This is a genomic window from Cohnella faecalis (genome assembly GCF_003570905.1).
In the GTDB taxonomy this organism is placed as follows: Bacteria; Bacillota; Bacilli; order Paenibacillales; family Paenibacillaceae; genus Cohnella; species Cohnella faecalis.
Genome location: NZ_QXJM01000032.1, coordinates 23,060 through 36,387, shown reverse-complemented (window position 1 = coordinate 36,387; position 13,328 = coordinate 23,060). Strand labels below are relative to the sequence as shown.

Here is a 13,328-nt window from a genome sequence, read left to right as displayed (position 1 = left end):
TGAAGGCAACGTATACACTGGAAGACAGGCAGAAAAGCTAGATCTATTAGCGGCAACAGGAGGAACTGACATTATGCCGATACAACCGATACAACTTCGAACCGAATATCGCGATAATCCGCTGGGGCTGGATGAGCTTGAGCCCCGCTTGTTTTGGCGGCTGGCAGGGAAAGATCGCAGCGAACGTCAGAGCGCTTACCGCATTCTCGTCTCGACTTCTCTGGAAGCGCTTGCTCAAAACATAGGCGATTGCTGGGACAGCGGGAAGACGCTATCCGGCGAATCCGCACATATCGTTTACGCAGGGGCGAAGCTCCAGGCGGAAGGCCGCTACTATTGGAAAGTGCAAGCGTGGGACGGCGAAGACCGCGCTTCCGACTGGAGCGAGACCGCGTTCTGGACGATGGGCTTGCTGAGCCGGGAAGCTTACAAAGGCTCGTGGATCGGACGAAAAAAAGAGCCTGATGCCGATATGCAGCCGTCGCCGTTCTTGCGCAAAGCGTTCTCCGCCAAAGGCAAGGTCGCTCGCGCGACCGCTTATGCGACGGCTCTTGGACTCTACGAGTTCCATGTAAACGGCAAGAAGGTCGGCGATCTGTTCGCGCCCGGTTTTACCGATTACGACAAGCGCGTGCAAGTGCAAGCCTACGACGTAACGGACCTTCTGACGGAAGGGGATAACGCCGTCGGCGCCGTCCTTGGAGACGGCTGGTATTGCGGAACGGTTGGATTCCTTGGCAACCATGTTTACGGGGAGCGTCCATTCTTTCTTTTGCAGCTCAATCTTGAGTATGCGGACGGCTCCAAAGAAAGCGTCGTGACCGACGCGAGCTGGAGAACGGCTCGGGGCCCTTTGCAATATTCAGACATGATTCTGGGAGAAACGTACGATGCGAGAGAGGAACTGACAGGCTGGGATCGGCCCGGCTACGACGATTCGGAATGGGAGACGCCGGACGTACGCTCGGGCTATAACGGTCTTCTCGTGTCGATGGTCGAGCCTCCGGTACGCATTACCCAGACGATGAAGCCGATATCTGTCCGCCGCACGGAGCAAGGAACCTATATTTACGATATGGGGCAAAATATGGTCGGCTGGACGGAAGTGAAAGTTCGGGGCGAGCGCGGAACGAAAATTACGCTGAGCCATGCGGAAATGCTCAATCCCGACGGGACGCTCTATCTGGATAATCTGCGCGTCGCGGTTCAGCAGGAGCACTATATTCTGAAGGGCGAAGGGGAAGAGCGGTACGAGCCGCATTTCACGTTCCACGGCTTCCGTTACGTCGAGCTGGTCGGCTATCCGGGCGAACCGGATTTGCACACGATTGCGGGCAAGGTCGTTCATTCCGATACGCCTCGCACGGGGACGCTGGAGACGAACGACGCGATGGTGAACAAGCTGTATTCCAACATCACGTGGGGGCAACGCGGCAACTTCCTGTCCGTCCCAACGGACTGCCCGCAGCGCGATGAGCGGCTCGGATGGACGGGAGATGCGCAAATTTTCGCCCGGACGGCTTCGTACAACATGGACGTCTCGCAATTTTTCACCAAGTTCATGTGGGATATGATCGACAGTCAGCAGCCATCGGGGGCGTTCACGGACGTCGCTCCGGATGCAGGCTGGATTCGCCACAAAATGTGGAACACGAGGCTCAACTGGTTCGCGCCGGACAACGCGGGCTGGGGCGATGCGGGCGTCGTTATTCCTTGGACGCTGTATTTGATGTACGGGGATACCCGCATTCTCGAAACTCACTACGGCGCGATGGAACGCTGGGTTGAATATTTGAGGCAGACGACGGCCGACCTCATCCGTCCGGATTACGCCAATTACGGAGACTGGCTGTCGATCGGCGCCGATACGCCGAATGAAGTTCTCGCTACCGCCTACTTCGCTTATAGCACGAAGCTGTTCTCGCAAATAGCGGGCGTGCTCGGCAAGCTTGAGGACGAAGCGAAGTACGAGTCGCTGTTCCAATCCATTGCAGAGGCTTTCCGCAAGGCGTTCGTCGGCAGCGACGGCCGCATCAAGGGAGAGACGCAGACGGTATATGTGCTCGCGCTGCAATTCGGCTTGTTGACCGAAGAGCTGCGACAGCTCGCGATCGGGCACTTAACGGACGATATCGCGAGGAAGGGCGACCGTCTGTCGACCGGCTTCCTCGGCGTCGGCTACTTGCTGCCCGCTCTGACCGACAACGGTCGGCTGGACGTTGCTTACGGGCTTCTGACGCAGGAGGAGTTCCCGTCGTGGATGTATTCGATCAAGCACGGCGCGACGACGATCTGGGAGCGGTGGGACGGCTGGACGGAGCATAACGGCTTCCAGACTCCGACGATGAACTCGTTCAACCACTATTCCCTCGGCTCTGTCGGCGAGTGGATGTTCCGTTACATGGGCGGCATCGAAGCCGATCCGGCCCGTCCGGGCTTTCGGCATGCCGTCGTCCGCCCTCGTCCGGGCGGACGAGTGACGAGCGCTTCGGCATCCTACGAGTCGCTCTACGGCACGATCGTCTCCGAATGGGAAAAGCGCCCCGACGGCAGCTTCCGGCTGCGGGTCGTCGTTCCGGCGAACGCGACGGCTGCCGTTGACGTTCCCGGCGTCCGCGCGACCGTGGACGGCGTTGCCGTGTCCGGCATTGGCGATAGCGGCGACGGCTGGGCATACGAGGGCGAATTGTACGGCGAGTCGCGCTTTGTCGTAGGCTCGGGCGAGTATGTCTTCGAGACCGCTCCCGGCATCTGAGCGAAGGGGATATTGGCACCACCGTTGAAAAATAAGCAGGGGCTGTCCCAAAAGGTCTGCAAAGACCTTTGGGAACAGCCCTTTTTCAATGTGTACGGTCGAGATCGCCACAGTGGGATGAGGTACCGCACATTCGTCGATTGGTTGCTGGATTGGCGCAACAGTGGGACGAGGTACCATACTTTCGGCGAAAAGTGCGGTCGAGAGCGCAACAGTGGGATGAGGTACCGTACATTCGTCGATTGGCTGCTGGATTGGCGCCACAGTGGGACGAGGTACCATACAATTGGCGAGAAGTGCGGTCGAGATCACCACAGTGGGATGAGGTACCGTATATTCGTCGATTGGCTGCTGGATTGGCGCAACAGTGGGACGAGGTACCGCACATTCGTCGATTGGTTGCTGGATTGGCGCAACAGTGGGACGAGGTACCCTACATTCGTCGATTGGCTGCTGGATTGGCGCCACAGTGGGACGAGGTACCATACATTCGTCGATTGGTTGCTGGATTGGCGCAACAGTGGGACGAGGTACCGTACATTCGTCGATTGGCTGCTGGATTGGCGCAACAGTGGGACGAGGTACCATACATTCGTCGATTGGTTGCTGGATTGGCGCAACAGTGGGATGAGGTACCGTACATTCGTCGATTGGCTGCGAGATTGGCGCAACAGTGGGACGAGGTACCATACATTCGTCGATTGGTTGCTGGATTGGAGCCACAGTGGGACGAGGTACCATACATTCGGAGGTCGGCTGCTGGATTGGAGCCACAGTGGGATCGGCTTCGTTCAAACGTGCCGCTCGAAGCGGGCGAAACCGGGCTAGGGACGATAACACGCCAGACGTTTTTGCTTTCGCAAATTTCGTAATAAATTTCCATAGACAGGAAAAAATAAAACGGAACTCGCTTGCGGGATCGATGCCGAGGGAGGGATTTCCATTGTGGAATCTGGCCGCCGAGTATATGCCCGATTGGAAAGAAGCGTTGGAAGCGTTCGTTGTGTTAATCGTCCCGTTGGGAATCGCCAAGTTTTTCGGTTATATCCGTCAATCGGAAGAAGAGTGAGCGAATGAAGCAGTGGAAAGACGGCCGGACGCCGATAACGGGCCGATACGACGAGGACGTCGCAGCGCTCAACCGCACGATGGCAACGAACAGCGACGTCCATGTACGCGAGTTCGATTTGGGACGGCTGGGTATTCGCGCGGCTGTTTTTTTCCTGGACGGCCTCTCGGACAAGGAGTTGATCGAAGAGCAGATTCTGTTGTCGCTAATGGCGGAGTGGAGCGGAAAACCAAATAGCGAAATACGGAGCACGAACCGTCTCCCGCTGCTGGAAACGATCCGAGACCAAATTTTACCTCTCAGCGAAATGAGCGAAGCGTCTCTCATCGAAGAGACGATGCTGAAAGTGCTGGTTGGATCCACCGCCCTTATTATCGATGGAGTGCCGACGGCTTTGTTGATCGGTTCAATCAAGGGAAGAACACGAACCGTCGAAGAGCCGGAAACGGAAGGCTTGATCAGAGGGCCTAGAGTCGGCTTCAACGAGACGCTCAGCGATAATACCGCTTTGTTAAGGCGGCACGGCGAGAACGGCAGCATGGCAATCGTTAAATTCAAAGTCGGCTTGCGGGCGCAGAAGGATTTGGCGGTCGCTTACATGGAGGATATCGCCGACCCTGCTTTGGTCGATGAAGTCAAGCGAAGGATCGCCAAAATCAATATCGACAACTTGCCGGAGTCCGGATACGTGGAGCAACTGATCGAAGACAACTACCTTAGTCCCTTTCCCCAGGCGCAATCCACGGAGCGTCCTGATCGCGTCATCAGCTCCTTGATGGAAGGCCGGGTCGCCATTCTGCTGGACGGGACGCCGTTCGCACTGCTCGTTCCGGTTACGTTCAGCATGCTGCTGCAGTCTCCCGAAGATTATTACGAACGGTGGATTGTCGGATCTCTTGTACGACTACTCCGTTTTTTCGCAGTGTTCATTTCGCTGTTCGTTCCTGCTTTGTACATTTCCTTCATCTCGTTCCATCCGGGCCTTATTCCGACCAAGCTGGCTATATCCATCATCAAGTCGAGGGAGTTCGTTCCTTTCTCCGCGCTGATGGAAGCTCTTATTATGGAAATCGCCATTGAGATATTAAGGGAAGCGGGTATCCGTCTTCCTAAGCCGATCGGTCCGGCGATGGGAATCGTTGGCGGTCTTATTATCGGCGAAGCCGCCGTGCAAGCTGGCATCGTCAGTCAGATCCTGGTTATCGTAGTCGCGGTAACGGCAATCGCCACCTTTACGATTCCTTTTTACAGCGCGGGTCTTGCATTCCGGTACATGCGCTTCGTCGCCATGTTTTGCGCGGCTTTGTTCGGTCTGTACGGGGTCGTCCTGTTTTTCCTATTCCTTAGCACGCATCTAGTTAAGCTGAAGAGCTTCGGCGTCCCTTACGCGAGTCCGTCCATTCCTTATCGGGTCAGCATTTGGAAAGACTTGTTGATTCGCGCTCCGCTCCGAATGATGAAGAAACGTCCCGAGCTGCTGCATCCGCAAGATCCGATCCGAAAAAAATGACGCGTATGACAAAGGGGGGATAAGATGATAACGCGTTCCGACGAACGGATCACAACGTCCAAACCGGGGTCATTATTATTAATTTCATTCTTGCGGCCGGAATTTTGAGTTTTCCAAGAGTGATTTCGGAGAGGATGGGAACGCCGGACGGGTGGATCTCCATCCTCTTAAGCGGAGGACTCGCCATGGTTGAGGGGATCATTATCGTAAAGCTCAGCCAACGGTTTCCTCAAAAAACCTTTTTCGAATATAGCCAAGAAATTGTCGGCCGATGGGTCGGCATTTTTGCCAGCATACTGGTAATCGGTTATTTTCTTGTTTTGTCCGCATTCGAAATTAGAATGATGGCGGAAGTGACGAACTTCTTCTTGCTGGAGGGCACGCCGTCGTGGGCGGTTATCATGCCGCTCATGTGGGTAGCGTTATATTTGATGCTGGGAGGCATTCAACCGATTGCCCGCTTGTTTGAATTGATTCTGCCCATTACAGCGCTCGTTTTTTTGATTGCGATATTTTTAGGGTTCCACATTTTTGATATCGATCGTTTGCGTCCGGTTCTGGGACTTGGGCTTTGGCCTGTGTTCGAGGGGATGAAGGAGTCGGCGCTATACTTTCTGGGCTCGGAAGTGATGCTGTTTTTGGTGGCGTTCATGCAAAAGCCGGACAAAGGCGTGAAAGCCGTCGTTTCCGGCGTCGCTTTCACGGTCGTTTTTTATTTGATTACGTTCGTTATCGTTATAGGCGCACTTTCGTTAGAGGGCACCGAGGCAAGGACATGGCCGACGGTAGATGTGCTCCGAAGCTTCGAGCTGCAGGGGCTTTTCTTTGAGAGGTTCGAATCGCTCTTGCTCGTCATTTGGATTATGCAAATTTTTTCTACCTACACGACGGCGCATTACGGCGCGGCTTTGGGGCTGGCTCAATTGTTCAAGAAAGATATTTCGCCGTTCGCGTACGGGCTGCTTCCGATTATTTTCATCGTCGCCATGGCACCCAAAAGCGTTAACGACGTCTTCTCGATCGGAGATTTTATCGGAAATTTCGGGCTATGGTACTTCGGATTATTCCCGCTGCTTTGTCTGATCGCGGCGAAATGGAGGGGACGAGGCAAGTGAACCCGATGCCAAGACGCAAATTCCGTCCACTCGCATACGCGTCGATTGTCATTATGCTGGCTTTCCAAACCGGCTGCTGGAGCAGCCATGAAATCGAAACCCAAAGCATCTATGTAGGGCTAGCTATGGATATTGGCGAGCGGGCGGACATAGAGCAGGAAATGGAGGAGCGCAGCAGAGGGGATTACACCAAGGACGCGATTACCGAAACGATTCAAGTATTGAAGCCTTCGGGAGGCGGCGGGGAATCGACAAAGTCCGGGGAGCAGAAAAAGCCGTATTTGAACATTACGCAAACGGGGGATTCTCCCTTTGAAATCCTGAGAGAGCTGTCTCTTAGAACCGATCGCCCTCCGCTCGGAAGCCATTTGAAGCTGATCGTAATCGGCTCCCGGCTTGCGCAAAGCTACGGATTGAGCAGGCTCCTCGATTTTTACTTGTTGGACAACGATATCAGGCCAAGCTGCCTCGTATTCATCAGCAACGGGAGGGCGGCGAAAACGTTGGAGACGAACGTATCCGAGACGATTCCGGCCATTCGAATTCTCGGAATTACGGACAATTATTTTCGAAATCTAAAGCTGCTGCCCCCGTATCGCTGGCAAGATTGGAAGCTTTTATGCGGGCCGACAGAAGCTTTTTGCTTCAAAACATCGTTTCGGCGGAAGGGGAAGTCAAGTTTGCGGGAGCGGCGGTCATGGACGGGAAGAGCAAAAAGCTCATCGGGTTTCTAGACGAGGAAGAACTGAGCGGAATTATATGGATGATGGGCAAAGCCAGAGGAGGCTTAATCAAAAGCTACGACGAACAGACGAAGCGGCTCATCACTTACGAGGTCGTATCGTCGAATGCGACGATCTCTTCGAAGGTTAGCGGCGGCCGGGTTTCTTTTCGCGTCAAGATCGAATCCGAGGGAAGGCTCATCGAGAACGATGTTCCTGGCGGGGTGCCGAGCCGTAAAGCGTTTTTGAAACGGGTGGATGAAACGTTCGAGAAGCAGCTTAAGATGACGTTGGAGCGTGCCTTGGACAAAATGCAGGAGCAGTACGGAGTGGACGCCGCCGGGTTCGGAGACCGGGTGCGCATTCAGCATCCCAGAGTATGGGAAAAGGTGAAGCGCGAATGGGATGAGACTTTCCGCGACTCTCCGGTAACGTTCGACGTCAAGCTTTCCGTTACGGATTACGGGGCATCGAGCGGACTTGTCAAAGAGTAAGCGAGGAGGACATAGGCGGTTCTATAGGTTCTTCCCGGAAATGGGCAGCATTTTCCTCGTTTACAAACGCCATAGAACGGAATAAAATAAGACGGAAAGTTGTCGACAAGTACACAATGAGAGGTTCGCGCAAAGGGTGAGCGGGATGAAGCACTTGAGAAACTACCCTGCCGAGTGGTTGAAGGGAGCTTCTCTGGGAGAGGCTGTCGCCGGCGAATTGCGATTTCGGATCGTGCGGGGCAGCTTGGCTGCGGGAGCGGTCTTATCCGAGAACGGCATTGCCTCCGAGTTCGGCACGAGCCGGTCTCCGGTCAGGGAAGCTCTGAAAGCGCTGTCTGCCGAAGGGCTGATTCGTCTGGAAAGAATGGGAGCCGTCGTGATCGGATTGAGCCCGAAGGAAATCGAGGAGCTTTACGACGTTCGTTATCTTATCGAAAGCTTCGTCCAACGCAGATTGGCGACCGGAGATTTGGAGCCGCTGATCGCGAAGCTGAGCCGAATCGTCGACAAGATGGAGCTCGCGGCCAAGCATCACGACGTTTCCGAATTTTCGGCCCAGGATTTTTCCTTTCACGAGACGATAATCGCGGAATCCGGTCACTCCCGCATTTGGCAAATGTGGAAAGGAATTAGCCAAGTCGTGCTGATCGTCATGCTGATCACGACCGAGGAAGTGTTCGATTCGGGCGACGAACGGGTCGGCGCCGTCATCAGCAAGCATCGGACGATTGTTCATGTGCTCTCTTCCAAGGACGAGAGTAAGATTGAGAGCGCGGTGCGCGACTATTTTTCCGATTCCTTCGTCACGCTGAAGAGCAGCATTCCCCAAGATTAAGCAGGGTGACGGTTTTCGCCGTCTTCTTCGGCTTAACTTGTCGACAAGTATACAGATTGGATTTTTTTTGAATTAGCCAGACTACATGATGACAGCTTTATACAGCCAGAGGAGGATTTTATGAGCGCCATATTCGGCTTAAGCCACAACGCGACGCTTCTGATTTGGACGTTGGTCGCTATCGTCTTTCTTATCGGATTCATTTCCAAGCTGAAATGGAACCCGTTCGTTACTCTGCTGCTAGCCAGCATTCTGCTGGCGCTTCTCGCGGGAATGAAGCCTTCGGACGCGGTAGCTTCGATTACGAAAGGGCTCGGGGGTACGCTCGGAACGATTGCGATCGTCATCGGGCTTGGGACAATGCTCGGCAAAATGATGGCGGAGTCAGGAGGAGCCGAGCGGATCGCGACTACGCTTATCGATAAGTTTGGAGACAAGCGGGTACATTGGGCCATGCTCGCAGTCGGCTTTCTCGTCGGAATTCCGGTTTTTTTCGAGGTTGGGGTCATTCTGCTTATCCCGATTGTGTTCATCGTCGCCCGCAAAACGAAAATGCCGCTTCTGCAAATCGGCATACCGGTGCTTGCCGGACTGTCTACCGTTCACGGACTCGTCCCTCCGCATCCGGCTCCGATGATCGCCATCGACGCTTATAACGCGAATTTGGGCCAAACGATTTTGTATTCGTTCCTGATCGGAATTCCGGTCGCACTGATTTCCGGTCCCGTCTTCGGCAAGTGGATCGGACGCCGTATACAGGTGGAGCCGTCCGAGCAGCTCGTCGAACAATTCGCCATGAAGGAAGAACGGCGGCTGCCGGGCTTCGGGATTACGTTGTTCACGATTTTGCTTCCGGTTATTCTTATGCTCATAGGCTCCGTAGCGACCATTGCCGATCCGGAGGCGACGAGCGGATTCACCCGATTGTGCGAGTTCATCGGCCATGAAATTATCGCGCTCCTGATCGCGGTCGTCTTCTCGTTCTTCTCGCTTGGCTATGCGAGAGGCTTCACGAAGGAGCAAATTTCACGGTACACATCCGAATCCTTGGCGCCAATTGCAGGAATCGTTCTTATCATCGGCGGAGGCGGAGCGTTCAAGCAAGTGCTGATCGACAGCGGAGTCGGCAAAGCGATAGCCGAAATGGCGGTACACGCGAACGTGAACGTCATCCTGTTCGCATGGCTGGTAGCCGGCTTGATCCGCGTCGCCACCGGCTCGGCGACCGTCGCGATGACAACGTCCGCCGGAATCGTCGCTCCAGTGCTTGCCCTTACTCCGGGAGCTAACGTCGAACTGGCCGTGCTTGCGACGGGAGCCGGATCGCTTGTGCTGTCGCACGTTAACGACGCGGGGTTCTGGATGGTCAAGGAGTTTTTCAATATGTCCGTGTCCCAGACGTTGAAGACGTGGACGGTCATGGAGACGCTGCTGTCCGTACTTGGACTGATCTTTATTTTGGCGGTCAGCGCATTCGTATAGTCGTTAGTCGATAGTCGGCCATTTTACAGGGAGAGAAGGACGTTACTTTGACAAAGCACGATTGCATGATCGGAATCGATATCGGAACGACCAGCACGAAAGCAGTGCTGTACCTGGAAGACGGTGCCGTTGTCGCGACAGCGAATAACGAATATCCGCTGTACACGCCGGCGCCTTCGGTAGCCGAGCAGGATCCGGACGAGATATTGGCCGCCGCCGTCCGTTCGGTCAAACAAGTGATGGACAAAAGCGGCGTTCCGCCGGAGCGGGTCATGTTCGTATCCTGCAGCTCGGCGATGCACAGCGTTATCCCCGTGAGCGGGGACGGCAAGCCGTTAATGCGCTGTCTGACATGGGCGGATAACCGCAGCGCTGAATGGACGAACAATCTGAAGGCGGACATGGGCGGACATTCCATTTATTTGCGGACCGGAACGCCGATTCATCCGATGTCCCCGTTGTCCAAGCTGCTATGGCTTCGCAACGATCGTCCCGACGTTTTTCGCGACGCGGTGAAATTCGTATCGATCAAGGAGTATGTCTTATTTAAGCTGTTCGGCGAATATGTCATCGATCATTCGATCGCCTCCGCGACCGGACTGTTCAATCTGAACGCGCTCGATTGGGATGAAGAAGCGCTGTCCGTCGCAGGAGTCGGCCCGGAACGGCTGTCGCGGCTCGTTCCGACGACTTACCGGCTGGACGGTCTCGATTCCCGTTACGCCGCCGAGATGGGACTGTCTCCTTCCACGCCTTTTGTCGTCGGCGCAAGCGACGGGGTGCTGTCGAATTTGGGAGTCGACGCGGTCGATCCGGGCGTCGTCGCGGTTACGATCGGCACGAGCGGAGCCATTCGCACGGTGGTGGACAAGCCGATTACGGACCCGAAGGGGAGATATTTCTGCTATGCTCTGGCAAATAGCAAATGGGTGATCGGAGGCCCGGTCAACAACGGGGGAGTCATCTTTCGTTGGGTGAAGGAGGAATTCGCCGCATCGGAGACCGAGACGGCGCTTAGGCTTGGCATCAGTCCTTACGACGTGCTGACGAAAATAGCCGAAAGAGTGCGTCCCGGCTCCGACGGTCTGCTTTTTCATCCGTATCTGACGGGAGAAAGGGCGCCGCTATGGAATCCCGATGCCCGGGGATCTTTCTTCGGACTTACGCTGCATCACCGGAAGGAGCATATGATTCGCTCTGTTCTGGAAGGCGTCATCTATAATCTATACGCGGTCAATTTGGCGATGCAGGAGACGATCGGAGTGCCGCGAAAAATAATGGCGACGGGCGGCTTTGCGCGCTCCCCCCTCTGGCGGCAAATGATGGCGGATATTTTCGGTCAGACGGTAGTTATCCCCGAAAGCTTCGAAAGCTCCTGTCTCGGTGCGGTCGTGCTTGGGCTGTACGCGTTCGGCAAGACCGATTCGCTTAGCGGCGCCGTCGCCGGTATGGTCGGTACGACGCACGAGCACGCCCCGAACCCGGAATCGGCGGCGATCTATCGGGAGCTGCTGCCGATTTACGTTCGGCTATCCCGCAAGCTGGAGGAAGAATACGAGCATATCGCCAAATTTCAAGAAAAGTATTCTGCGCGCTAACGGCTGCGCAACGCGGCTGTTTGCCTTCTCCAGGAAGGCAGGCAGCCGTATTTGTTTCCAGCGGCTTCCTTACATCGCGCGGGCCGCTTCGATATAATTAGAAAAGCGGCTTCCACTGTCGGTGTGCGGACGGATTTGCGGAGGAGTTGTGGTGCAAGGCGTCACAAAGTCGGAGCGCGGACGGATTTTCCGGAGGAGTTGTGATGAAAGGCGTCGCATTTCCGGCGCACAGCCTTTAGAATTAGAGAGATTTGACTCAAGGCGTTCTAAATTTGCGATGAGGTGATCCATAATGAGTCGTAGCATCTCCCTACATAAGCATGGAATCAACGCAAGCAGGCTCGCTCTCGGCTGCATGGGCCTCGGAGGCGGCTGGAACCGCAACCCGGTAACGGCGGCGAACGTCAAGGAAGCCCACGAGGCGGTAGATGCCGCGCTGGAAGCCGGGATCAACATGTTCGACCACGCCGACATTTATACGTTCGGCAAAGCCGAGCAAGTATTCGGAGAAGTGTTGAAGGAGCGGCCTGAGCTTCGCGACCGAATCATACTTCAGTCCAAATGCGGCATCGTTCTCGCTCAGGCCGAAGGGCAGTCGAACCGATTCGACTTCTCCAAGGATCATATTCTGAATAGCGTGGACGGCATTTTGTCGCGACTCGGCGTCGGGCAGCTGGATGTCTTGCTCTTGCACCGTCCCGACCCGCTCATGGAGCCCGACGAAATCGCGGAAGCGTTCGGCAAGCTGAAGCAAGCCGGCAAAGTGAAGAGGTTCGGCGTATCGAACATGAGCGCTGCCCAGATGCGGCTTATTCAAGCCTCGCTGGACGAGCCTCTCGTCGCAAACCAATTGGAACTCAGCTTGCTGAAGCTGGACTGGCTCGACAGCGTCGTGCACGTCAACCAAGATGCGGGCAAGCAAGTGAGCTATCCGGAGGGGACGACCGAATATTGCCGTTTGGAGAATGTGCAAATCCAGGCGTGGTCTCCGCTCGCCCGGGGATTGTTCAGCGGCGCGAGCCTCGAAGGGGCGGCCTCTAATGTGAAAGATACGGCGGCGCTCGTCGCCAAGCTCGCGGAAGAGAAAGGCACGTCCCGCGAAGCGATCGTGCTGGCGTTCCTGCTGCGCCATCCGGCGGGCATTCAACCTGTCATCGGCACGGTTAAGCCGGAACGCATTATTGCAAGCGGAAAGGCAACGGACGTTGAGCTGTCGAGGGAAGAATGGTATTTGCTGTACACGACCTCTCGCGGACGGAAAATGCCGTAATGCGACGGCGCGTGTTCATGCGAGAACTCCTGAGGGGAAAGGCCCGAACGACGAGAACCCATGTTGGAATATGGCGCTTGAAAACGCTTGCATTAATGGGCGTACGGAAGTATAAAATAAAGATGTAGCCAAATAAGCGATCGGGGTGAACGTTGTGGAGCTGACCGTTACGTCTTCCGCGCTGGCCTGCTTCAAAAAGGAATGGGGCTTCGACGAAGGCGAGCACATTCGCGTGTTTGTCCGTTACGTAAGCGGAGGCGAATCACCCTTCGCCTTCGGCATTTCGAGAGATACGCCGCAGGAAGCCGCCTTGACGACGACTGCCGGAAAGCTTACTTTTTTTGTAGAGCGCAAAGATTTGTGGTTTCTGGACGGAAGCAGCCTGGTGCTGGATTGCCGAGGGGAAGATATCGTATTTCATGTCATTTAGCGATGTAGAGGGAATAGAAGAAGGGGGCGCAGCGATGCGGTCTCTTTT

At 55.3% G+C, this 13,328-nt stretch carries 11 protein-coding genes and 1 pseudogene; all 12 read left to right on the top strand.

Annotated elements, in window-relative coordinates:
* The first annotated feature begins 73 nt into the window (after nt 1–73).
* Nucleotides 74–2,755, top strand: a complete 2,682-nt coding sequence (locus D3H35_RS10180) for a glycoside hydrolase family 78 protein (RefSeq protein ID WP_119148991.1) — start codon at nt 74–76, stop codon at nt 2,753–2,755.
* Nucleotides 2,756–3,076: 321 nt separating this feature from the next.
* A complete protein-coding gene (locus tag D3H35_RS10175; protein ID WP_158594054.1) occupies nt 3,077–3,583 on the top strand; it encodes a hypothetical protein in 507 nt (168 codons plus the stop codon).
* A 115-nt stretch (nt 3,584–3,698) separates the two neighbouring features.
* Nucleotides 3,699–3,824, top strand: a complete 126-nt coding sequence (locus tag D3H35_RS33455; RefSeq protein WP_267901373.1) for a hypothetical protein — start codon at nt 3,699–3,701, stop codon at nt 3,822–3,824.
* Between the two features lie 4 nt (nt 3,825–3,828).
* Nucleotides 3,829–5,334, top strand: a complete 1,506-nt coding sequence (locus D3H35_RS10170) for a spore germination protein (protein WP_119148987.1) — start codon at nt 3,829–3,831, stop codon at nt 5,332–5,334.
* Nucleotides 5,335–5,358: 24 nt separating this feature from the next.
* Nucleotides 5,359–6,449 (top strand): annotated as a pseudogene (locus tag D3H35_RS10165) (spore germination protein).
* A 5-nt stretch (nt 6,450–6,454) separates the two neighbouring features.
* A complete protein-coding gene (locus D3H35_RS10160) occupies nt 6,455–7,183 on the top strand; it encodes a Ger(x)C family spore germination protein (protein ID WP_158594053.1) in 729 nt (242 codons plus the stop codon).
* Complete coding sequence (locus tag D3H35_RS10155) at nt 7,147–7,665, top strand: Ger(x)C family spore germination C-terminal domain-containing protein (RefSeq protein ID WP_158594052.1); 519 nt, start codon at nt 7,147–7,149, stop codon at nt 7,663–7,665. The genes D3H35_RS10160 and D3H35_RS10155 overlap by 37 nt, the downstream gene beginning before the upstream one ends.
* Nucleotides 7,666–7,810: 145 nt before the next feature.
* Nucleotides 7,811–8,500, top strand: coding sequence for a GntR family transcriptional regulator (locus tag D3H35_RS10150; protein ID WP_119148979.1), 690 nt, complete (start codon nt 7,811–7,813; stop codon nt 8,498–8,500).
* Nucleotides 8,501–8,620: 120 nt separating this feature from the next.
* Nucleotides 8,621–9,982: a GntP family permease gene (locus tag D3H35_RS10145; protein WP_119148977.1), complete on the top strand. Its 1,362-nt coding sequence runs from the start codon at nt 8,621–8,623 to the stop codon at nt 9,980–9,982.
* Nucleotides 9,983–10,047: 65 nt separating this feature from the next.
* Complete coding sequence (gntK, locus tag D3H35_RS10140; protein WP_119149137.1) at nt 10,048–11,580, top strand: gluconokinase; 1,533 nt, start codon at nt 10,048–10,050, stop codon at nt 11,578–11,580.
* Nucleotides 11,581–11,872: 292 nt separating this feature from the next.
* Nucleotides 11,873–12,850, top strand: a complete 978-nt coding sequence (locus D3H35_RS10135) for an aldo/keto reductase (RefSeq protein ID WP_119148975.1) — start codon at nt 11,873–11,875, stop codon at nt 12,848–12,850.
* 154 nt (nt 12,851–13,004) lie between these two features.
* Entirely contained in the window at nt 13,005–13,280 is a 276-nt protein-coding gene (locus D3H35_RS10130; protein ID WP_119148973.1) for a HesB/YadR/YfhF family protein, read from the top strand.
* Nucleotides 13,281–13,328: the final 48 nt, after the last annotated feature.